The sequence below is a fragment of the Amphritea opalescens genome, assembly GCF_003957515.1.
GTDB classification, from domain to species: Bacteria; Pseudomonadota; Gammaproteobacteria; order Pseudomonadales; family Balneatricaceae; genus Amphritea; species Amphritea opalescens.
This window is the reverse complement of record NZ_RQXW01000002.1, coordinates 76,738-98,650: the sequence shown is the minus strand read 5'-3', so window position 1 is coordinate 98,650 and position 21,913 is coordinate 76,738. Positions and strand designations below refer to the sequence as shown.

Sequence of the window (21,913 nt, the reverse complement as noted above, 5' to 3'; positions counted from 1 at the left end):
GCGTGTTACTCTTTAGTCGCTTACAGGGAGACAATTATCGCATGGAATGAATTGTCTTATCAGTAGTAAATAGGGGGGAATGAACATGGTAGTTTGCTCTCTAGTGTATTTGATATGTTGTCTGTAGCTTCAAACAACCCAGAATGTCTTATCATTGACAGCTGCGGGATTGATACCTCTAAAATGGTCGATCTGTTGCAGCGGCATCAATGCACCTCCAGGCAATGCAGCTTCGATCAAGCTTCAGAGCTACTGGCACGAACGGATTGCCAGCTGATTTTCTTACATACCTGTTATACCGACACCAACGCCCTCTCTGAGCTGCACTATCTGCGTCAATTATATCCGATGATTCCGATCATTCTGTTTGACGATAAGATCGACACCACTCGCATCGATGAGTCGATGCTGTGGCGAGCAAACGATTTTATCTCCACCGCTGAATGTACCGATGAGATATTGCAAAGAGTGCTCCGCTATAATCTCAAGGTTTACCAATACCGTACCGAGATCGAGCGCCTGAACCAGCTTGATCCACTCACGGGCATGATGAATCGTCAGCAATTTTATAAAGAACTGGGGGAACAACTCAAATCATCAAAAAAGCCCGCAACCGTTCAGCATTTCGCACTGATCAGTGTCGATCTGGATGGTTTTAGGCGCTTTAATAATCTAAATGGCTATACCGCCGGTGATCTTGTTGTTAAAGAGATGAGCCAAAGGCTGACAAAATTGTCACCCGGACTCACCTGCCGACAGGGAAACGATGAATTTATTCTGCTACAGGGTGCCGATAGCCGTGAACACCTTACCCAACAGAGCACGCAACTGTGTAAGCAGATTATTCATAGCCTGACCCAGCCCTATACCTACCCAGATGTAGAAGTCATTCTCCCTTGCAGCATAGGCGTCGCCCTCGCGCCAGAGCAACACTACGAAATCGACACCCTGATTAATCAAGCCACATTGGCGAGAATCAAGGCGAAAGAGAAAAGCTGCTGCAGCTATGTCATCTTCGACCGGCAAGAACACCCCAAAGACCAATCCCATATCGCCATCGAGCCGGAACTGATTAACGCCATCCGTCGAAATGAATTTGAGCTCTTCTATCAGCCACGTATCGATATTGCGAGCGGTAATATTATTGGTGCTGAAGGCTTAATTCGCTGGCGACATCCCGAAAAAGGGTTGATCTATCCCGACGCCTTTATACCAACCGCGGAACGTACAGGGCTGATCGTCCCTATTGGCTATTGGGTAATTCAACAAGCAGGACAAGACCTCCAACGAATAGCCGCCAGCGGCCTCAGCATTGAACGACTGAGTGTAAATCTTTCCTTCCGCCAATTTCAGGACAGCTATCTCTGCCGGACGATTCAACGACTGATCAATAAGTACACGATTGATACCTCTATTCTCGAATTTGAACTCACCGAATCCGCGCTGTTCAATAACGAAGTTCATGTACAGGAAGGTATCGAAGAGCTGCACACGTTAGGCATCAACTTTTCACTGGATGACTTTGGCACCGGCTACTCTTCATTCTCACTACTGCAGAAGCTACCCATCAGCAGCCTGAAAATTGATCGCTCTTTCGTTTCAGGTGTGATGACAAACACCGATGATCGTGAAATTGTTAAAGCCCTAATTCGCTTGGCCCATAGCCTCAATAAAGAGATTATTGCCGAAGGGGTCGAAACCAAGCAACAACTCAACTTCCTTTCCCGCTATGGCTGCCATCAAGCCCAAGGCTACCTATATAGCAAACCGATTCCCTACGAAGAGTTTGTCTACCTACTAGAACACGGTTATCAGCTCAAAGAGGAGAGCGCCGCAACCCAATAGCCTCAAGCAGTGCGGCACTGCTGATATCTGCTTCGCCCTGCAGGTCGGCAATGGTTCTTGAGACTTTTAACACGCGATGGGTTGCCCGGGCAGACAACCCCATTCGGCTCATCGCTTGCATGAGCAACTGCTCCTGCTCAGAACCTAACTGACAATGCTGCTCTAACCCATTCACATCCAGTTGAGCGTTAATACAGCCCTGCCGTTGCTGCTGAATATCTCGAGCACGCACCACACGCGTACGAATATCCGCACTATGCTCACTAGTTTCAGCCGGCCCCATCAACTGCTCAGGTGTTAACCCTGGCACCCAGCTCTGCAGATCGATCCGATCCAATAGCGGCCCCGATATCCGCGCCTGATACCTCTGAACCTGATCCGGTGTGCAGCGACATCGACCACTCTGATCACCCCGATAACCACAGGGACAGGGGTTCATCGCCGCCACTAACTGAAATCGAGCGGGGAAGCTGGCTTGCAAGGCGGCACGGGAAATATTAATCACTCCAGATTCTAGCGGTTCGCGCATCACTTCTAACACTTGGCGACTATATTCGGGCAATTCATCAAGAAACAATACACCTTGGTGGGCCAAAGAGATCTCACCGGGGCGAGGATTACTGCCACCGCCCACCAGCGCAACGGCCGAAGCGGTATGATGCGGCGTTCTAAAAGGTCGAATACCGGTATAAAGCCGGCTATCTTTCACCCCCGCAATCGAATAGATAGCAGCCACATCCAACAATTCATCGGCAATCAGCGGCGGCAAGATACCGGGCAACCGACTCGCTAACATACTTTTACCACTGCCGGGCGGACCGCAGAGCAGTAAATTATGGCCACCGCCAGCGGCAATCTCTAACGCACGCTTCGCTTGATACTGCCCCCGAACATCGGCCATATCCGCTTCAATGACATCACTGTTCGGCCAATCAGATGCCGTTGCTGCGGATAACAGGTTAGCACCTGCTAAGTGATTGCTCACTTCTAGTAGCGATCCAGCAGCAAACACACGCAACCCCGTCACTAACCCCGCTTCCTGAACACTGTCTGTCGCCAGAAACAGGCTTCGCCCCGCCTGCCGACAACCCAGTGCGACCGGCAACACCCCCGCAACGGAACGCAAACCGCCCGATAGCGCTAGCTCAGCCAGAAACTCATAGCCTTCGGCACAGCCTTGGGGTAACTGCCCACTGGCGAGCAAAATACCCACCGCTATCGCGAGATCATAGCGCCCGCCCTCCTTGGGCAGATCCGCCGGTGCGAGATTGACTGTAATGCGTCGAGCAGGGAATTCAAAACCGCAATTCAGCAGCGAACTCCGTACCCGTTCGCGACTCTCTTTGACACCGGTTTCTGGCATACCAACGATGGAAAAACTGGGCAGACCGCCCGATAGATGAACCTCCACCGCGACCGGTGGAGATTGAATACCCAGCTGTGCCCGGGTGTGTACAATTGCTAGTGCCATAATCCATCCTTGGATCGTTAAATCATCTCTAATAACCTAGTCAGCATAGCTTATTTACCTCTGCGAATAGGGCAAAGGGTATGCTTATTGTTCCTGCTCTAAACGCTCAATCAGTTGTTTCATAGTAAGATCCGAGCCGACATACTTACCGCTCATCCGCAAACACCCCTGCCGAGTTAGCCGCGTCATCTGGCCCGTTGTACGCACCCCTTCCGCTATCACTCCTAGCTCATTATCCTGAGCGACCGAGATAAGCTTCTCAACCTCGCGGATATAACGGCTATCGCGCATCTGCTGTTCCACCAGCGACGCATTCAAGAGCAACATGTCGGGTAGTAGCGGCGAGGTAAGCCGCTCAAAAGAGTGGCCCTGCGGATCCAATAAGATCAACACCCCCAACGCTTTAAACTCTTCCACCTCTTCGGGAAACAGCTGCAACTGATCATAGTGCAAACTCATCATCAATCGCTGAGGAGGGATTCCAGCCTTCACCATCTGCCGCACTAATTGCGCGATCACGTCTGCAGAAAACAGCTCTTCATCCTGCAATCGGAGGCTCAGGTTCTGAAACCGCTCAAAACGATTCCAATCCATAATTAACGGCAACAACTGTTGTTCAAGTTGCTGATGGTACTCATCCAGCAGACCATAACGGGATAACTGAGGGATAAACTGAGCCGGCGTTAGAATCCCCTGCGTGGGATGATTCATCGCCAGCGATACCTCCGCCGCCACTAAGTGGTGCCCTTGCAAGGAATAAACAGGGTTAAACCGCAACTGCAGCCATCCATCGGAGACCCCCTGAGCCAAGGTTTCTCGACTGAAAACCGCACCACTCCCTAACGCGACATCATATACGCGAAAACCGTTATGGCAATCGGGGGTGCGCAGCACTAGCCTAGCCCGATCAAGCATCAGCTCCGCACTAATATTGCCGCCTTCGACCAATACGCCACCCATCGCATAATCTCCCAGCAATGGTTGTTCCGCCGTATCGGCTCGCTCCAGCAATACACCGGCGATACGCTCGGCAAACTGCTCAAGCACCATCTCATCGGAGCAATCGTCCAAGACAAACACAAAATTTTGCTCCTGATCCACCGCCAACAGATCACTCTCGCGCACCTGCGCACTCAGCCGCGCACCAATCGCCGCCGTCAATTGCTCCCGATCGGCCTCATCTGTCTGTAGCTGCAGCAATATTAGACCTCGCCCTCGGTGCCCTAAACTATCGCGTAGCAGCTGCTGATTAAGTTGCTCCAATAACATATGTTCATCCGGCAACCCCGTCAGCGCATCATAGCTGGCATGATTAAAGCGGCTTGGATCACCATAGGCACTGCTAATATCTGAAAACTGCGCAACAAAACCTTCAATTTCGCCACTTTCATCCCGCTGGGCCATCAAGCTATACCACGCGGGGTAACTATGGCCATCCTTATGACGGTTCCAGAGCTCACCTTCCCAGTAGCCTCTTAACATCAACTGCTGCCACAGATGGTCAAACATTTCGGCGGCAATATTGCGGTTGGTGACGATACCGGGCCCTTGCCCCGCCACATCTTCAAAGGCATAACCACTGATCTCAGAGAAACTCGCATTGACGCGATAGATGCGGTTATCCTCATCCAACAACATAACCGCCTGAGGCGTGTAATCGAACAGGCCCTGCTCAGGATGCTGCGCCAATTGCCGGCCGGCAGCCTGTGCGGTACGCATCGCATTGACAATGAACAAACCTGCCACCGGATTCCAGCAAATCTCCAACTGCAACCATAGATTGTTATCTTCAATAAAGGGCTGCCATGACAACGTTGCCGTCCCCTGAGAACGAGCCAACATCATGCCATGCTGTAATTCAAACAGGCTCTCTTCAGCATGCACCTGCGACAGTGACACGCCACTTAACTCACCCTGCCAACCCAACATGCCAGTGTACTCCTGAGTCGCGAACTGATAACTCAGATCTGGCAGGATGCAGGCATACATAGGCAGATGCATAAAGACTCCTTAAACGGCAAGATGAAATAGTTGTTTGAACGGGTGTGTGTATCGGCTTAGTCGCCGGCTTTGTTAACCTGCTGTTCCAACCGCTCAATCTCTAATTGTAACTGCTCTAGTTTAGCCCGACTTCGGCTTAATACCGCACTCTGGGCATCAAACTCTTCTCGGGTAACCAGATCCATCCGACTAAAAGCGCCCTGTAACAGGGCGTTAATCTGTTGCTGTAGTTCAGTTTCTACCGAGCGGTGCCGAGTTTGTTCAAATAACTGCCCGATCTGCCCGCTGATACCCTCTAGTATTTTATGATTAATCATATCTCATCTTTCCAATGATATTGGCTAACTATTTTCATAACACTATAACAATAAAAGGAAAATTAGCCGATTCACATCGGTTATTAATCTTCGCCTCACACAAAACGCACCAAAAAGGCGCCTGCACAACAATTGTGCACCAGTTATTTATCAACAAAAGCCCTAATCCCCCTTATAAAAAGAAAGAATCTGCCAATAAACAAAATAACCTACTGTTTTTAAATGATATTTAATTTTATGGCACGTCCAATGCTTTGTATGAGCCATACCGTTTATTCCTGTGTTGATAACCAATACAGCTCTTTAAAAACAGTTTTACTTAGTGGAGATCAGATCCCATGAAACTCATCTCAGCAATTATTAAACCATTCAAACTGGATGACGTGCGTGAAGCACTTTCCGACATCGGCGTACAGGGTATCACTGTCACCGAAGTGAAAGGCTTCGGCCGTCAAAAAGGCCATACAGAACTCTACCGCGGAGCAGAATACGTTGTCGACTTTCTGCCCAAAGTAAAGGTCGACGCTGCTGTGGAGGACGGCATCGTTGATCAGGTAGTGGAAGCGATTAGCAAGACGGCTCAAACCGGCAAAATCGGAGACGGCAAAATCTTCGTTATGCCGCTCGAAGAAGTTGTTCGGATCCGTACCGGTGAAACAGGCGACAGCGCTCTGTAAGCAACCTTTTTACAACCGAAAACAACTCTAAGCATAGGCTTCAGGGGGAAGTGATGGAAAACCAAATTTTTGAATTACAATATGCAATGGACACCTTTTATTTCTTGGTGTGTGGTGCATTAGTTATGTGGATGGCGGCAGGTTTCGCCATGCTAGAAGCAGGTCTGGTGCGTGCGAAAAACACCACTGAGATCCTGACGAAAAACGTTGCCTTGTTTGCAATCGCGTCGATCATGTATCTGATCTGCGGTTATGAAGTGATGTACGGTGGCGGCATCTTCCTTAGCGGCATCGAAGAAGTTGATGTTGCTCAGGTGCTGGCTGATTCAGCTGAAGAAGGCTTCGACGGTGGTTCTGTATACTCCGGCGCATCTGACTTCTTCTTCCAAGTGGTATTTGTTGCTACGGCAATGTCTATCGTCTCTGGTGCCGTTGCAGAACGTATGAAGCTTTGGGCTTTCCTTGCTTTTGCGGTTGTTATGACCGGTATCATCTACCCAATGGAAGGTGCATGGACTTGGAACGGCGATGACGTTTTCGGCATGTACAACCTAGGTGACCTTGGTTTCTCTGACTTTGCCGGTTCTGGTATCGTTCACATGGCCGGTGCTGCTGCAGCGCTTGCAGGTGTCCTACTGCTAGGCGCTCGTAAAGGCAAATATACTGCTAACGGTGTGAGTGCTATCCCTGGTGCCAACCTACCATTAGCCACCCTGGGTACATTCATTCTGTGGATGGGCTGGTTCGGTTTCAACGGTGGTTCTGTACTGAAACTCGGTGATGTCGCTAGTGCACACTCTGTTGCCATGGTATTCCTAAACACCAATACGGCTGCTGCCGGTGGTGCTATCGCAGCACTGATTACCGCTCGCCTACTGTTCGGTAAAGCAGATTTGACTATGCTACTGAACGGCGCGTTGGCCGGTCTCGTCGCTATCACCGCTGAGCCTTCTACCCCAACCGCACTGCAAGCAACCTTATTTGGCGCGATCGGTGGTGTATTGGTTGTCTTCGCTATCATTACTCTGGATAAACTGCGCATCGATGATCCTGTAGGTGCCATCTCTGTTCACGGTGTTTGTGGTCTACTGGGTCTGATGCTAGTACCTGTCACCAATGGCGATTCAAGCTTCAGCGGTCAGTTGATCGGCGCAGCTACTATCTTTGTCTGGGTATTCGGTACCAGCCTGATCGTTTGGGCCATCATCAAAGCCGTTATCGGTCTGCGTGTGACTGAAGAAGAAGAATACGAAGGTGTCGATATCGCTGAATGCGGTATGGAAGCTTACCCTGAATTTACCAACGGTAAATAAAACCGACGGTCGAAAATAAAAACAATACGGTATAAGGGGAGCTTCGGCTCCCCTTCTGACGTTTTATTAACTTATTGATTCTGGGTATACTAGGCTCAAGATTGATCTCCAACCGTCTGAGGCCTGCAGGAATACCCTGTCAGAACAACAGATCCAAGCGAGGATATAAATGATGAAACTGGTAAGTGCGGTAATCAAACCGTTCAAACTGGATGATGTACGTGAAGCCCTGTCAGAAATTGGCATTCAGGGTGTCACCGTCACAGAAGTTAAAGGCTTTGGACGTCAGAAAGGCCATACTGAGTTATACCGTGGCGCAGAGTACGTTGTCGATTTTCTCCCAAAAGTTAAAATCGAAGCCGCTATTTCGGACGACTTGGTAGACCAGGTCATCGAAGCGATCACCTCTACCGCGAATACCGGTAAGATCGGCGATGGTAAAATTTTTGTCACGCCGCTTGAACAAGCGATCCGTATTCGTACTGGCGAAACCGGTACTGACGCACTATAAGTCGCGGCATAATATGGCTTAAATCGATAAAGGCGCCGACACTCGTTGGGCGCCTTTTTTATATTCATCACCTAAACCTATCCGTTTAAATCAATCACTGAGCAAGAACCTAGCCTCATTCCACCACAACCGTTTCTACGCCCAATACAACCAGCTCTACAGCAGCCGTCTGAAAGACGAGTGAACGCATGCAAGACAGCTATCATTTAGGTATACATACCCGTTTCAGGCAGAAGAACCAAAACTTTTGTTGCAATAGTACCTATACTCCAATCATGACCTTTAAAACGACCAACAAAGTGTACCTCGCCGTCCTGATATATATTGTCTGGGTCGTACTCTATGTTGTCTGGGATTACTCCCACGAACATGAGCGAATCTACCAACAAATTGATAATGATTTGATCAGTAGTGCCGTCGCAACACCGCTAATATTACCCAAACACTTTCATCATAAGGGTATGCAGCCTGGCGATGTGATGCCGGAAGAGGATCTCGACAATACTCTAAAGCTCTCTCGTTTTGTTCGCAGCAGCAACATCATCTACGTCTATACCCTCATCAAAGAAGATGACACCATCTTTTTTACTAGCTCTAGCAGCACGGTCACTGAACTTCAGGCGGGCAAGAATCTATACAATTACTTTTTACCCTATGATGATGCAGATCCGCGAATAAACCTGGTATTTGCCGATCAAAAACAACGATTTTTAGAGATAACGGACGCTTGGGGACATTTCCGTAGCGTTTTTATTCCTCGCACCTCGCCGGATGGTTTGCAGTACATCACGGCGGCCGACATTGAAATTAGTCAGATTCAAACCCAGTTAAATCAACGGTTAATACAACAGATAGGCGTGACGGTTATCTTTTTGTTATTCCTGCTGCCGATTCTATGGACCTTCTCCTCTGCACAGCGCCGCTGGGCCAAAGACCTTGAAGCCAGTGTGCGCGAACGCACTGAAGAGCTGCATAGCAGTAAAGCGTTCCTCTCGTCGATCATCGAACACTCACCGGTTGGCTTTTTCCATTACGACCAGCACGGCACTATCTCAATGATCAACCAGCGCTTTACCGATATTATCGGAGCACCAAGCGATAGTATTGTTGGCATAAACCTTCTGGAAAAACTCACTAATGAGGACGTTATCGACGCCCTTAACGAGTCTCTACAGGGTGATGTCGGCTATTTCGAAGGCCCCTATGTCTCAATTATGGGTCATCGTTCAATGCACCTCATCGCCGAGTTTGTTCCACTACGAGATAAAATGGGGGTGCTTAATGGTGGGGTCGGAGTCTTCAATGATGTTACCGAACAACAAGCGACCACCGACACCCTGAAAAAACTATCCCGAGCCGTAGAACAAAGTCCAAGTGCTGTTGTGATAACAGATCTTAACGGCAATATTGAATATGTTAACCCTCGCTTTACCGATATAACCGGCTATACCGCCGATGAAGTCATGGGGAAAACCTCCCGCTTGCTCAACTCAGGTGAAACCTCCAAAGAGGTTTATCATGACCTGTGGAAAACTTTGCTGTCGGGGCAGGAATGGCGAGGCGTGTTCCATAATAAGAAGAAATCCGGCGAACTATACTGGACCGAAGAGATCATCTCACCGATCACCAATAATCTGGGCCAAATCACCCACTTTGTGGCCTTGCAAGAAGATGTAACAGAAGCGCGCCGAATCTCTGACGAGATCGATTTCCAAACAACCCATGACCCTCTGACCGGCCTGTTAAACCGCCAGCAATTTGAAAATGAGCTGGCGCAAACAATCGAGCATGCGCATCAACATCACTCCCACCATGTGCTCTGTTTTATCGATATTGATCAATTTAAAATCATTAATGATACCTGCGGCCATATGGCTGGGGATGATATGTTACGCCAGCTCAGCAACCTGATCAGGGACAAACTGCGCAGCCATGACATATTCGCCCGCCCCGGTGGGGATGAGTTTTTACTGCTGCTAAAAAATGCCAGTCTAGCCCGTGCAGAACATATCATCCAAGTGATTATGACCGACCTTAAACAGTTCCGTTTTCAGTGGGAAGATCATAATTTTACCGTCGAAATCAGCGCTGGCCTTACCATTATCGATCAGAATACCGACAGTGCTGTAGGCGCCTTACAGGATGTTGATACCGCCTGCTATACCGCTAAAGATGCCGGACGTAACCGCATTCATATTTACAATGACCAAGATGAACAACAACTCATTCGTAAAGGTTATATCCAGTGGGCCAGCGAGATCCATCGGGCGCTCGATGAGAACGCGTTTAGACTCTATGCCCAACCGATTGTGCCACTCCAAAAAGAGCAAAAAATAGGCTACGAGATACTGTTGCGCTTGTTATCTGAGCAAGGTGAAATCATCGCGCCAGACGCCTTTCTCCCGGCAGCAGAACGTTACAATATCGCACCACAGATCGACCGTTGGGTTATCCGCAACAGCCTACAGTGGATGGCTAAAAACATTGATAACCTTGAGCATATCTCAAGCCTAGCGATCAACCTCTCAGGGCAGTCTCTGGGTGATGATGCCCTACTCGGCTTTATTATCCGCAGTATTCAGCAAGGCCCAGTACCGGCCCATATGATCAAATTTGAAATCACCGAAACCGCGGCGATTGCCAACCTCAAAAATGCTCAGATATTTATCCGCTCGCTGAAAAATCTCGGCTGCCGCTTCGCCCTAGATGACTTCGGTAGCGGCTTATCCTCATTTGCTTACCTGAAAAACTTGCCCGTCGATCTGCTTAAAATCGATGGTATGTTCGTGCGTAATATACTGATCGACCCCATTGACGAAGCGATGGTTCGCTCTATCAATGAAGTCGGTCATATTATGGGGATGGAAACCATCGCGGAGTTTGTTGAAACAGACGCTATGATGGAGCGCCTTAAAACAATGGGCGTAGATTATGCGCAGGGTTATGCGATCAGCCGCCCAGTGCCGATCGATACCATCCTCGAGAGCACAGCGCTAACAACCGTATAAAGGGCCATCGCTAGCGCCATCACCAAGCTAAACCTTAACGACGTTATACCTTCGGAAAGCTGAGTAATAACACCAGCCCCTCACCCGGCTGACTACTCGCCGATAAACTGCCACCGAGCAGCTGTACCGCTCGCTGAGCAATACTCAAACCCAGACCATAACCGTTCTGCTGCCCCGTAAACCGGACAAAAGGTTTGAACATTTTCGCTAACTGCTCAGCATTCAAACCTTGGCCGGTATCTGTCACTCGGATTAACACTTTATCCGCCGTGAGCTCCGCTGCAATGCTGATTTCGGTACCCGCCGGTGTATGTTTCACCGCATTCCCCAGAATATTACTCAGCGCTCGCTCAAGCAGCGCAGGGTTACCCTTTATCCGATAATTCACGGGGTTCCACTGAATCGGGTGATGCGGCGCACTGAAGCGATAGTCCTCTACCAGCGTACCAATAACGCTAGCCAACTCAAAGGGCTGATCTGAAACCTCCATCTGCTCTAAGCGAGATAAGCGGAGAATCTCATCGATTAGCCGATTGATACGGTCACACTCCTGATTAATCCGATCAATATATTGCTGATCGGCGCCTGACATCTTCTGCCCGGCGAGGCCCGCTGCCATCTGCAATCGCGCTAATGGCGCCCTCAACTCATGGGAGACATCCTGTAATAGGTGGGTATTGGACTGCAGCGTTTGCTCGACATATTCCGCCATCTGATTAAATTCACGGCTTAACTCACCGATCTCATCCCCTCGACGACTTAAACCATCATCCGTTCGGGCGCTGAGATCACCGTTGTAAAGATCCCGGGTATACTGGCGTAAGCGGTTAACGGGCCGCACGACCATCAAACTGATCAGCAAGGCGGCAATCCCCGCCACCACCATTAACAAACCCACCTGTACCGAAAGAAAGAAGCCAAACAGCTTATCCTTCAGCGGCGGCGGTATATGGGTTTCCACTAGCACCCGATATTGACGGCCATTATCCGATATCAGCTCCATCACCATAGGGCTACGCATCTTTTTCTTATCATCTCGGCCAAAGATAACCACGCCTGTCTGCAGATCCTTAATCTGTATACGGTCTCGAGATAAACGTTTATCGGTATGGTGTTTATCATCATGATCACGCCGCCACTCTTTTTTTGATGGAAACCGACCATTACGCTCATAGCGATCAATCAGCAGCTCCGCCTGACCTAACGCCCGAGCACTCTGAACATCGCGGTCCCGTTCTGTCTCTGACAGGTGGCCAACCACGAACGCCGTTAACGCGATAACCAGAAAACTGGTTAGCCAAACGGTGACGAATATTTTCAGAAAAAGTCGTTTATACCAGCGAATTACCATCTACCTACCTTGCTTCGCTTGACGCGATATCATGCATTACTCACTTACCAGCATATAACCGGCACCACGAACGGTTTTGATCAACTCACTGCCCGGCATTGCCGCTGCCAGCTTTTGCCGTACTCGACTCACATGAACATCAATTGCTCGATCATAGGCCGTCAATTTACGGTGTAGCACCTTCTCGGTCAGTTCATCTTTACTCACAATAGAACCAACCGCCTGCATCAATTCGGCCAATACATTAAATTCCGCACTGGTCATCTCGATCTCATTGCCCGCCACTTGTACCCGCCGCTTACCGGGATCCAGTTCAATATTATGTAGACGCAAGACCGCTGCGGTTTCTTCCGTGACGGCGGGCTGTCCACTACGACGTAATACCGCCCGAATACGGGCCACCAGCTCACGGGGGTTACAGGGCTTACCGAGATAATCATCGGCGCCCATCTCTAAACCGATAATCCGATCGATATCATCTCCTCGGCCGGTCAGCATAATCACAGGGGTTTTCACCCGTGGACGAACCTGCTGCAATAGCTCAAGCCCTGTCTGGCCAGGCATCATAATGTCGAAGATCAGTAGATCATAGGCACCATCCCGCTGTAATAGCGGTAATGCCTGCTCAGCACTGTGAGCAAAACTGACCTCGAAGCCTTCTGACTGAAGGTACTGCCCCATCAGTTCACAAAGTTCCTGATCATCATCGACTAATAGTAATTTCACGTTATCACTCATAAATAGCTCTCTTTCCCAATAGTGTCAGAGTAATCAAGCCACGGGGTAATTACACCTGTCTAAAACACCCTTTACCAAACTTTACATCGCCTTTACCCAACTTAGCAGGGGAGTGATACATACTGCATCCATCAAAACAAACAAACAATGCTTTCGGAGAACGACCATGCGTAAACAAATCATTATAGGTATTACCGCTGCGATTATTGGTGCTGGTGCACTGACTGCAGGTATCGCTTCCGCTCACGATAAAGATCGTTGCGGCGACCGAGAAGAAGGCCGTCAAGGTAAACATGCACAGATGGAAGATGGTAAGCATGCGGGCAAACGGCTACACGCCATGGCCGAGAAGTTGGGTCTGAGCGAAGAGCAAGAAGCCCAGATGAAAACACTCTTCAAAGATCGTCACGAGCAGATGAGAGAACAGCGCGGTCAGATCAAAGAGATGCATGCTGCGCTAAGAAACCTTGATGTTAACGCGGCGGATTATGATGAACAGGTTGCAGGCCTAGTCACTCAAGCACAGGAAAATACAGCTGAGATGATACAGATGCGGGCCCAGCAGAAAAAAGATATGTTCGCGATTCTCACACCTGAACAACAGGAAAAATTCTCAGAAATGCGTCCAGACAAACCTCGTCACGGTGGTAAAAAACACAGCCACGACGATTAATATTGATTAACCCCGTCAAATGGGTCGGCTGAATCAGGCTCCAGTCGACCCTTTCGGTAGCTTCCTCCTATATGACCTCGTCATATATTCACCACCACCTTGTAATAAAGGTTATTTGCCCTGCTTTATATCGCAGGGCTTTTTTTTACCTGTATTTCCTGCATTTAGCTCACAACTGCGAGCGTAGATCGGTTTCCAACACATTCAGATAACGCGACTCTCTATCCACCGCCTGCTGTTGCCGTCTAATATGAAAACTACGCGATCGAATAGTCGACTCTAATTCATGTATCTCATGGAGCAGTCGCGATCGTCTCTTGGACGACACCCCTTCAGCCACGATCTGTTCACGCTTATGCTCTAGGTTTCGTCTATCATCGTGCTGCGACGATTGCAGCGAACTTAATTCCTCTTCCGCATCGTCCAGCCGTTCGACCTGTCGATAAGCCTGGGTGCCTAGCTCAAAGCCATAGGCAAACGCTTCGCGAAGATCGCCATCACACGCCATATTAAATCGATTTCCTGCGCGAGCTTCCCGATAACCATTCGTCGCGGTGCAATAGCGTATAACGCCCTGATCATACCCCTGAAGATACTCATCTATCTGCGGTACAACACCATATTCTGAACAAGCTTCCCGATGTTGCTCCAGACGCTCCGTCGCACGCCCCACCACACCATCATTAAAACCTATCAACTGCCAATCAGCCGACAAACACTCTTCTCGGTCGAGTGTGGCACAGCCTGCCAAGCCTAGGCTTAGCAGGACGATAAGTGATCGCGTTCTCATGCGTGTATTTCCCTATATTAATCGAAACGATATGATGCCCAACAGTCGCTGAATACAAGCCGAACAGAGAAGCTGCACGGGGCTATTTAGCAGCGATGGCATCAATCAATGCCGCACAGATAAAATCATTGACCGATAGCCCATCAAACACGTGAGTGCTGTAACGCACCCGACAATGCCCGTAACTCACGTCAAAATCTGGATGATGATCCTCTTTATGAGCGATCTCCGCCAACGCATTCACAAACGCCATCGTCTGGTGAAAATCGTTAAATTTAAATGTTTTTTCAATATGCTTAGCCGCCGCATCGATCTGCCAGCCAGACGCCAGCGTTATTAACCGTTGCTCCGCTTCCATTCGGCTCAACGCCACCATCCCTTTATAGGGAAGACAGTGACGTTCTTTCAAACAGGTTGGTTCATTCATTCGTCTCTCCGACAGATTAAAACCTTGGCTCCAGTATAAACCGGGATATGCCGACAGCCGCTAGATTGATTAACTCAGCATCTGAAATCCATGTTAAGGTTCTGCTCTGACAAGACTGCAGAATACAAGGACAGAGATTATGCCGACTTATGACTACCGCTGCGAAACAACTGGCGATATTTATGAGGTGCGTCACCCAATGACGCTTAAAATTTCCAGTTGGGCCGATCTCTGCGATATCGGCGGTTTCAATAGTGGCACGATACCCTTAAATGCAGCCGTCACCAAATTACTCAACACCGCGGATATGATTAGTCATACCCCTCGACAAAAATCTAAACCGCAACCCTGTACGGAGTGTGCGGGTTGTCACCAAGATTGTGGAAGCTAATATGTTATTCAAAATGTTCGGTAAAGCACCTATCTTAACCCTGTTACTCAGCCTTCTCTTAATCAATTCCGCCACAGCCGGGGCACTCAAGCCCACCATGAAAGAGATGCGCCTCCACTATAAGCAGGCGATGGATGCCCGCGACCCCGCCGTTTTTAATGACAAGATTGCCGAATTTTTAACCGAGCTGGACACTGCACGGAGCTATAAATTTTCACCCGAACGAAAAGACCTCTCTCTGGAAGGTTTGAATAAGGTACAGACCCTCGTCAGCAGCCTCCCCCCCGCGACAGCAGCTAACCTGCCGCAACTACAGAGCCAATTAAAAGAAGTGGACCAGTTACGGCTGGAATACCATAAAAAAGTAAAACCGGGCGTTTTCGATCTGCTCCTCGACACATTCAAAAAAGCGTTAAACCTGTAGCACAATCTATGTATCAGTTTTAACCGAAACCGCTGTCGACATTTCATCCATCTGTGGTATAGATATTATTCATCATTCACAGAGGCAGCGGCGCTCTATGTCCGGCAAAATTGTTACCCTGTTATGCACAGCCCTCTTACTCTCTGGGTGCGAACAGCAGCCTAACGCGAAAGCGCGTCAAGCCAAGCCACACTTGGTTGAGGTCATGCAGGCAGCCCCCGCCGATATTGAACTAGAGCGGATTCGCACCGGCACCCTCGAAGCCTTTCAAACCATCAATATCTATACTCAGGAAGAGGGGATCGTCAAACAGATTCTGCCCCGCGAAGGCGATCGGGTAAAACGGGATGAGCTGCTCGTCAGATTAGATGATCAACTACTCAACGCCCAGTTGCAGCGGGCCAGAGCCGTACGACAACAGGCCGAAACCGAATTAGAACGGCTCAAAAACCTGATTAAACGCAACCTCACTGCCCGTTCAGAACTCACTAGCCGAGAAACCGACCTCGCCGTCGCTCAAGCCGATGAAAAGGTCATCGCTACACGGCTCGGCTATACCCGTATCCGCTCCCCCATTGACGCTGTTGTTACCGCCCGCCATACCGAGCCGGGTAATCTGGCCGAACAATCTGCCCATCTATTAACCCTTGCCGATGTCAGTCGCCTGCGGCTTAAAGTCGATGTCTCTGAATTACTGATCAATCAGCTGTCGATCGGTATGCCGGTCGATATTCAGATCGATGCGTTACAGAGCAGCCAGCAATTAAAACCCTTTGCCGTCTCAGGCACCGTTAGCCGAATCTACCCCACTATCGATCCGGCCACCCGCAGCGGCACCCTTGAGATCAGCCTCAACCCCGCGCCCCAGGGTGCTCGGCCGGGTCAGTTTGCCCGCGTGAAATTTAAAATCGCTCGCCAACAAGTGTTGTTATTACCCTTCGGCAGTCTGCGCCAGTCCGCCAATGGCAGCTATGTTTACGTCACCGACAGCGATAATAAAGTACAGATACGGCCATTAGAAACCGGTATCAAAACCGGTGAGCAGATCGAAGTGCTGGCGGGCCTCAAGCCTGGCGAACAGGTGATCACCCGAGGATTCACCAATCTTAAACCGGGGATGTCGGTGACTATCGTTAACCGGACAACGGACTGAGGCTAACCCATGAGACACTCCAAAGGGCTAGCCAACTGGTCTATCCGTCACCCCGTCGGGGTGATCATGCTGGCGCTGTCAGTGATCGTCATCGGCTCTTTTGCCCTTAATCGTCTATCGGTCGATCTATTACCCCATATTATCTATCCGGAAATCCGTGTCCGCGTACTCGACAGCGGCGTCCCACCCACGGTCATGGAGGACCGCGTCACCCGTAAACTCGAAGAACAACTAGCCATTACCGAAGATGCGATTCATGTGCAGTCGACCACCACCCAAGGCACCACCACCGTCGATCTCGCCTTTGAATATGGTAAAGATATTGATGTCGCGCTACGGGATGCCAGCACCCGACTAGACCGAGCCCGCCGCACCCTGCCGGACTCAATCGATTCACCGGTGATCTATAAGCTCGATCCCTCACAGATTCCGGTGATGGAATTTGTCATCAGCTCTCAAATTCGAGACAGTGCCGCGCTGCGCCAGTGGTCCGACGATGTGATTGCGAAATGGCTGCTCAACCTTCCCGGAGTAGCGGCTGCCGAAGTGGGCGGAGGGGTGGTGCGTGAAGTCCATATTATTCCGGACCAACAGCGCATGGCCGCCTACGATATCAGCTACAACACGCTCTCAAATGCCGTCACCCAAGGTAATGGGGACCAAGCCGCGGGACGGATCACCATGCCCGGCAATGAGCTCAACAGTCGCATCAGCGGCCGGCTGATCTCGCTAGAACAGCTGCGACAACTACCGGTGGCCCGTCGAGGCGACACCACTCTCACCCTCGCAGACTTGGCCAATGTGTCGTTCAGCACCGAAGATGAACGCATTCTGATTCGTGCCGACGGCATTCCGGGCATCAAATTATCGATTCAAAAACAACCCGCAGCCAACACCACCTATGTGGCCGATCAAGTCAAAGAGCGCTTAGCATGGCTCAAGCAACAACAGATTATTCCCGACGATATCAGCGTCACCCAGGTATCCGATCAATCTATCTATGTTAAACAGTCCCTCAATAATGCCACCACAGCGGCGATCAGCGGCGCGCTACTGGCGATGGCCGTGGTCTACCTGTTCTTAGGTAACCTGCGCCATACACTGATTATCGGTAGCGCGATCCCGATTGCGATTATGTTTACCTGTGTATTGATGGGGCTTGGCGGCCTAACGCTTAATATCATGACCCTCGGAGGGTTGGCATTAGGTATCGGCATGTTGGTGGATAACACCATCGTGATGCTGGAAAACATCAGCCGCCATCAGCAAAATCATGAACACCCCCTCGCGGCAGCCAATAATGCCGCCACCGAGGTGAACAGCGCTATTATCGCCTCAACCTCCACCAACCTCTGCGCCATACTGCCCTTCCTGTTTATCGGCGGGCTAACAGGCTTACTCTTTCAAGAGCTGATTATTACCATTTCAGCGGCTATTTTTGCCTCCATGGTGATCGCACTGACACTGGTGCCGGCACTCGCGGCGGCCACTAAGCCCTCTCGCAGCGGCGGGGTTAGACACCTAACGGACCGCGCGATCAAAGGCCTGCAACGAATTTACACCGCTATTTTAAAACGTTTTCTACGATACCGGCTGCTGACTCTTTTGGCTTTTATCCTTGCCCTCATCGTCTCTCTACCGGTATTTACCAGCGGTAAACAGATCTTTCTGCCAGCGTTGGATGACGGTCGAATTACCATCAGAATCACCGCCGATACCGGCATCTCGCTGACAGAGATGGACGCTCGAGTCACCCAACTGGAAACCCTATTTTCCCAACAACCAGAAACAGACACCGTCTTTACCCTTGTGGGTGGTTCGGTATTCGGCCGATCCCAGCGGGAGCAATCCAACCGCTCGACCGTTATCGTACAGCTTAAATCGGTTGCCGAACGTGAGCTGTCCAGTCATCAATGGATAGAAAAGTTACAACGCCAGATCGCATCACTACAGCTAGCAGGCTTCACCGTGAGAATGACCCAAAGAGGCATCCGCGGTATCCGCACCAACAGCGGCAGCGAAGATATCAGCCTACGATTGCAGGGGCCGGATAATAAAACCCTGATCCGTCTAGCGGATGAGTTAACCGATCAACTCAAAGCGCTACCCCAGCTACGCAACCTGAGTCACTCGGCAGAAGACCGTCTGAACGAACTCTCTATCAGTCTCGACCGGGTACGCGCCAATCAACTCGGTATCGATCTGGCCGATCTGATAGAGGCCACACAGATAGCACTACAAGGCAAAGTCATCAGCGAATTTATTACCGAAGACCATGCCTACGATATCCGCCTACGACTCGCCGAACAGCATTTCAACACCCCTGAATCGATAGAAACCCTGCTCCTCTTTCCCGGCACCGGCTCATCGCCGCCGGTACACCTGTCCGATGTCGCCAGCATTCAACTGATTGAATCGCCAGCGAGTATCCAGCGGGATAACCAGATGCGGATCGTCGAGGTTTCTGCCTCTCTCGCACCGAATATCACCTTGGGAGAAGCACTCAGCGCGATCAATACCCTACGGGATAAGGTCGTCCTGCCTGAAGGGTATAGCGTCTATGACGGCGGTTCAGAAAAGGTGCTGGCGGAGCAGAACAAGCTCACCACTATGTTGCTGGGGTTAGCGCTGTTTTTGGTCTTTGTGGTAATGGCGATTCAGTATGAATCACTGCGCAATCCACTGATCATCATCTTTGGTGTGCCTTTTGCTGCTATCGGCGTCGCCGCGGGACTCTGGCTAACCGGCATTCCACTGTCAATGCCGGTCTGGCTAGGGGTGATTATGCTCACCGGTATCGTGGTGAATAACGCGATTCTGCTAGTCGAATATGTAGAGATCGCCCGCGATAAAGGCAGCAGTATCTCAGAGGCGATTCTCGAGGCCGCTCGACTGCGATTACGGCCGATCATTATGACCACCCTAAGCACCGTGGCGGGTATGTTGCCACTGGCGCTGGGCTGGGGAGATGGCGCCGAAATGCTGCAACCCTTGGCGATCACCGTGATCTGGGGGCTCAGCTTTTCGATGCTCGTCAGCTTAGTCCTGATCCCCGTGACCTACCATCTGGTCAATCATCGCTCATCTAAGGCATAAGGGCTTAGGCCTTAGGACTTGGGCCGTCAACGTTAAGCCGGAAACATCCGGTTTAACTCAGTTTCTTCAGCAATGTCTTATGCTTACGGCCGTTCTCAACATATTTATCCGCATTGCTATGCATATTGGCGATAGCATCGGCACTCAACTCTTTAACCACCTTCGCCGGCACACCCAGAATCAGTGAGTTATCGGGAAAGACCTTGCCTTCCGTCACAACCGCGCCGGCTCCGACCAAGCAATTTTTGCCAATCACCGCGCCGTTTAGCACAACCGCCTGAATCCCAATCAGCGACCCCGTTCCAATATGGCAGCCATGTAACATCGCCTGATGGCCAATAGTTACCCGCTCTTCAACCATCAACGGATAACCCGGATCGGTATGCAGCACCGCGCCTTCCTGCACGTTACTCCCCTGACTGATCACAATCGGTTCGTTATCCCCACGCAATACCGCCTGCGGCCAAATACTCACACCCGCCTCTAAGGTCACATGACCAATCACCGTCGCCTGATCGGCCACATAGGTATCTGCATCCACTTGCGGCTGCTGACCGTCTAATTCATAAATCGCCATCGCTGTTCTCTCCTGTTGATAGGTTATTACCGGGGATCTGCGGCCCTACGACGGCCTAGCCTGCCTTTCCGACGGTAGCTTTGTTCATCTCCCCGCGCCAATTCCCCATCAGGTGCTCTTGGTAAGCACAGGCTTTAATCAGCTCAATCACTTTTAGGGTGATATTTCGTACCGGGCGCTCATGATTAATGGCCAGATACACATTACGGGTCATTTCCGGTTCAATAATTTTTAATGCTTTCAGCTGTCCAGCCTGTTCTAGATGGAAAAAAGCCGAGGAGGGCAAAATCATATGACAGTGCCCCTCACAGACAAACCGCAGGCTGGTGAGCAACTGACCATAGGGCATTTTTTTCTTTAGCTCTATCCCTTCACGCTTTTCATACTCGCGAATCTTACGCCCTAGGGATTCTTTTTCTGAGGTCGTGACTATTTCATAGTCGACCAGATCTTTAAAACGAATCGTATCGAGATCTCGGTTTTGATCATTCAGTTGCGTGGTGAAATAGAGATCTTCGCGGATCAAAAGCTCACGGGAGATGCTCTTATTATCCGCTCCCTCCTCATAGGTGATCGCCAGATCCGCTTCACCACTGGCAAGCTGTTCAACCACCTGATAAGACAGTCCCATGCGCAGATCCAGCTCCACATTGGGGAAGGCGCTCTCAATCACCTGAGACACCGGCATCGCCAGCAGGTTAACCCCCGCCTGATTCATCACGATAACCAGCTTACCTTTGGGGCTGCCCTCAAGCTCTGAAATATCACTGATCGCTCGGTTTAGCTGTCCCACCACCATCTGCACATGTTTTTCAAATAGCAGACCCGATTCGGTGAGCTGCACCCCTTTGATACCGCGGGAAAAAAGCTGTGATTGCACCTCATGTTCTAGCTTAGAGATCTGCAAGCTTAGGGCCGGCTGGGCAATATCCAGCTGTCGAGCCGCCGCCGCGATACTTTTCATCTCGGCCACTTTAAGGAAATACTGCAGCTGTTTAATATTCATAACGGACCCAAGATCAGTTTTACACGGCTAATAACGACAACTAAACGCCTTATCTATAACGAATTAATTATAACCTATAAACATTATCTATAGTTTTATTATAACCAGTGCTTTTCTAGTATAGGTCTAAAGCAACTAATAAAA

At 50.1% G+C, this 21,913-nt stretch carries 19 protein-coding genes; 10 read left to right on the top strand and 9 right to left on the bottom strand.

The features are described from left to right. Positions 1-183: 183 nt before the first annotated feature. Positions 184-1,845, top strand: coding sequence for a putative bifunctional diguanylate cyclase/phosphodiesterase (locus tag EH243_RS02630; RefSeq protein WP_164549034.1), 1,662 nt, complete (start codon positions 184-186; stop codon positions 1,843-1,845). Here the strand turns inward: EH243_RS02630 and EH243_RS02625 are convergent. The 3 genes from EH243_RS02625 to EH243_RS02615 all read right to left on the bottom strand — a co-directional run bounded on the left by EH243_RS02625 (position 1,817) and on the right by EH243_RS02615 (position 5,634). Next, positions 1,817-3,316 carry a YifB family Mg chelatase-like AAA ATPase gene (locus tag EH243_RS02625; RefSeq protein WP_126157092.1) on the bottom strand — a complete coding sequence of 500 codons (1,500 nt, stop codon included), beginning with the start codon at positions 3,314-3,316 and terminating at the stop codon, positions 1,817-1,819. The genes EH243_RS02630 and EH243_RS02625 overlap by 29 nt on opposite strands. 84 nt (positions 3,317-3,400) lie before the next feature. Next, positions 3,401-5,317 carry an EAL domain-containing protein gene (locus tag EH243_RS02620; RefSeq protein WP_126157091.1) on the bottom strand — a complete coding sequence of 639 codons (1,917 nt, stop codon included), beginning with the start codon at positions 5,315-5,317 and terminating at the stop codon, positions 3,401-3,403. A gap of 56 nt (positions 5,318-5,373) precedes the next feature. Further along, complete coding sequence (locus tag EH243_RS02615; protein WP_126157090.1) at positions 5,374-5,634, bottom strand: accessory factor UbiK family protein; 261 nt, start codon at positions 5,632-5,634, stop codon at positions 5,374-5,376. A gap of 338 nt (positions 5,635-5,972) precedes the next feature. Here EH243_RS02615 and glnK (EH243_RS02610) point away from each other — a divergent pair, with 338 nt between their 5' ends. From glnK (EH243_RS02610) to EH243_RS02595, 4 genes are all read left to right on the top strand, one after another. Then, positions 5,973-6,311 (top strand): P-II family nitrogen regulator, encoded by a 339-nt coding sequence (glnK, locus tag EH243_RS02610; protein ID WP_126157089.1) that lies wholly within the window; start codon positions 5,973-5,975, stop codon positions 6,309-6,311. Positions 6,312-6,364: 53 nt separating this feature from the next. Then, positions 6,365-7,624: an ammonium transporter gene (locus EH243_RS02605; RefSeq protein WP_126157088.1), complete on the top strand. Its 1,260-nt coding sequence runs from the start codon at positions 6,365-6,367 to the stop codon at positions 7,622-7,624. Between the two features lie 172 nt (positions 7,625-7,796). Further along, positions 7,797-8,135 carry a P-II family nitrogen regulator gene (glnK, locus tag EH243_RS02600; RefSeq protein ID WP_126157087.1) on the top strand — a complete coding sequence of 113 codons (339 nt, stop codon included), beginning with the start codon at positions 7,797-7,799 and terminating at the stop codon, positions 8,133-8,135. A gap of 188 nt (positions 8,136-8,323) precedes the next feature. Further along, on the top strand, positions 8,324-11,143 hold the full coding sequence (locus EH243_RS02595; RefSeq protein WP_241234975.1) for an EAL domain-containing protein: 2,820 nt from the start codon (positions 8,324-8,326) through the stop codon (positions 11,141-11,143). A 43-nt stretch (positions 11,144-11,186) separates the two neighbouring features. Here the strand turns inward: EH243_RS02595 and EH243_RS02590 are convergent, their stop codons facing one another. Both EH243_RS02590 and EH243_RS02585 read right to left on the bottom strand, forming a co-directional pair. After that, positions 11,187-12,494, bottom strand: a complete 1,308-nt coding sequence (locus EH243_RS02590) for a HAMP domain-containing sensor histidine kinase (RefSeq protein WP_126157086.1) — start codon at positions 12,492-12,494, stop codon at positions 11,187-11,189. 36 nt (positions 12,495-12,530) lie between these two features. Then, positions 12,531-13,232: a response regulator transcription factor gene (locus tag EH243_RS02585; protein WP_126157085.1), complete on the bottom strand. Its 702-nt coding sequence runs from the start codon at positions 13,230-13,232 to the stop codon at positions 12,531-12,533. A gap of 166 nt (positions 13,233-13,398) precedes the next feature. Between EH243_RS02585 and EH243_RS02580 the strand changes: the two genes are divergently transcribed. Then, a complete protein-coding gene (locus EH243_RS02580) occupies positions 13,399-13,905 on the top strand; it encodes a Spy/CpxP family protein refolding chaperone (protein WP_126157084.1) in 507 nt (168 codons plus the stop codon). A 169-nt stretch (positions 13,906-14,074) separates the two neighbouring features. Here EH243_RS02580 and EH243_RS02575 read toward each other — a convergent pair whose 3' ends face one another. Both EH243_RS02575 and EH243_RS02570 read right to left on the bottom strand, forming a co-directional pair. Then, entirely contained in the window at positions 14,075-14,695 is a 621-nt protein-coding gene (locus EH243_RS02575) for a DUF2799 domain-containing protein (protein ID WP_126157083.1), read from the bottom strand. A gap of 82 nt (positions 14,696-14,777) precedes the next feature. After that, positions 14,778-15,122: a 4a-hydroxytetrahydrobiopterin dehydratase gene (locus EH243_RS02570; RefSeq protein WP_164549033.1), complete on the bottom strand. Its 345-nt coding sequence runs from the start codon at positions 15,120-15,122 to the stop codon at positions 14,778-14,780. Positions 15,123-15,261: 139 nt separating this feature from the next. On the opposite strand from EH243_RS02570, the gene EH243_RS02565 reads away from it, so the two are divergent. The 4 genes from EH243_RS02565 to EH243_RS02550 all read left to right on the top strand — a co-directional run bounded on the left by EH243_RS02565 (position 15,262) and on the right by EH243_RS02550 (position 20,186). Further along, positions 15,262-15,513, top strand: a complete 252-nt coding sequence (locus EH243_RS02565) for an FmdB family zinc ribbon protein (RefSeq protein ID WP_126157082.1) — start codon at positions 15,262-15,264, stop codon at positions 15,511-15,513. Between the two features lies 1 nt (position 15,514). After that, complete coding sequence (locus EH243_RS02560; protein WP_126157081.1) at positions 15,515-15,937, top strand: cytochrome b562; 423 nt, start codon at positions 15,515-15,517, stop codon at positions 15,935-15,937. A gap of 97 nt (positions 15,938-16,034) precedes the next feature. Continuing rightward, positions 16,035-17,090 carry an efflux RND transporter periplasmic adaptor subunit gene (locus EH243_RS02555; RefSeq protein ID WP_126157080.1) on the top strand — a complete coding sequence of 352 codons (1,056 nt, stop codon included), beginning with the start codon at positions 16,035-16,037 and terminating at the stop codon, positions 17,088-17,090. A 9-nt stretch (positions 17,091-17,099) separates the two neighbouring features. Next, on the top strand, positions 17,100-20,186 hold the full coding sequence (locus EH243_RS02550) for an efflux RND transporter permease subunit (RefSeq protein WP_126157079.1): 3,087 nt from the start codon (positions 17,100-17,102) through the stop codon (positions 20,184-20,186). A 52-nt stretch (positions 20,187-20,238) separates the two neighbouring features. Here EH243_RS02550 and EH243_RS02545 read toward each other — a convergent pair whose 3' ends face one another. Next, positions 20,239-20,763: a gamma carbonic anhydrase family protein gene (locus tag EH243_RS02545; RefSeq protein ID WP_126157078.1), complete on the bottom strand. Its 525-nt coding sequence runs from the start codon at positions 20,761-20,763 to the stop codon at positions 20,239-20,241. A gap of 55 nt (positions 20,764-20,818) precedes the next feature. After that, entirely contained in the window at positions 20,819-21,769 is a 951-nt protein-coding gene (locus tag EH243_RS02540; RefSeq protein ID WP_126157077.1) for a LysR family transcriptional regulator, read from the bottom strand. Positions 21,770-21,913: the final 144 nt, after the last annotated feature.

Bases quoted from the DNA above. Each gene is read 5' to 3' on its own strand.
- glnK (WP_126157087.1), top strand. From the start codon at position 7,797: ATGAAACTGGTAAGTGCGGTAATCAAACCGTTCAAACTGGATGATGTA.
- EH243_RS02550 (WP_126157079.1), top strand. From the start codon at position 17,100: ATGAGACACTCCAAAGGGCTAGCCAACTGGTCTATCCGTCACCCCGTC.
- EH243_RS02565 (WP_126157082.1), top strand. From the start codon at position 15,262: ATGCCGACTTATGACTACCGCTGCGAAACAACTGGCGATATTTATGAG.
- EH243_RS02630 (WP_164549034.1), top strand. From the start codon at position 184: ATGGTCGATCTGTTGCAGCGGCATCAATGCACCTCCAGGCAATGCAGC.
- glnK (WP_126157089.1), top strand. From the start codon at position 5,973: ATGAAACTCATCTCAGCAATTATTAAACCATTCAAACTGGATGACGTG.
- EH243_RS02545 (WP_126157078.1), bottom strand. From the start codon at position 20,763: ATGGCGATTTATGAATTAGACGGTCAGCAGCCGCAAGTGGATGCAGAT.
- EH243_RS02625 (WP_126157092.1), bottom strand. From the start codon at position 3,316: ATGGCACTAGCAATTGTACACACCCGGGCACAGCTGGGTATTCAATCT.
- EH243_RS02575 (WP_126157083.1), bottom strand. From the start codon at position 14,695: ATGAGAACGCGATCACTTATCGTCCTGCTAAGCCTAGGCTTGGCAGGC.
- EH243_RS02620 (WP_126157091.1), bottom strand. From the start codon at position 5,317: ATGCATCTGCCTATGTATGCCTGCATCCTGCCAGATCTGAGTTATCAG.
- EH243_RS02590 (WP_126157086.1), bottom strand. From the start codon at position 12,494: ATGGTAATTCGCTGGTATAAACGACTTTTTCTGAAAATATTCGTCACC.
- EH243_RS02595 (WP_241234975.1), top strand. From the start codon at position 8,324: ATGCAAGACAGCTATCATTTAGGTATACATACCCGTTTCAGGCAGAAG.
- EH243_RS02555 (WP_126157080.1), top strand. From the start codon at position 16,035: ATGTCCGGCAAAATTGTTACCCTGTTATGCACAGCCCTCTTACTCTCT.
- EH243_RS02585 (WP_126157085.1), bottom strand. From the start codon at position 13,232: ATGAGTGATAACGTGAAATTACTATTAGTCGATGATGATCAGGAACTT.
- EH243_RS02570 (WP_164549033.1), bottom strand. From the start codon at position 15,122: ATGAATGAACCAACCTGTTTGAAAGAACGTCACTGTCTTCCCTATAAA.
- EH243_RS02615 (WP_126157090.1), bottom strand. From the start codon at position 5,634: ATGATTAATCATAAAATACTAGAGGGTATCAGCGGGCAGATCGGGCAG.
- EH243_RS02580 (WP_126157084.1), top strand. From the start codon at position 13,399: ATGCGTAAACAAATCATTATAGGTATTACCGCTGCGATTATTGGTGCT.
- EH243_RS02605 (WP_126157088.1), top strand. From the start codon at position 6,365: ATGGAAAACCAAATTTTTGAATTACAATATGCAATGGACACCTTTTAT.
- EH243_RS02540 (WP_126157077.1), bottom strand. From the start codon at position 21,769: ATGAATATTAAACAGCTGCAGTATTTCCTTAAAGTGGCCGAGATGAAA.
- EH243_RS02560 (WP_126157081.1), top strand. From the start codon at position 15,515: ATGTTATTCAAAATGTTCGGTAAAGCACCTATCTTAACCCTGTTACTC.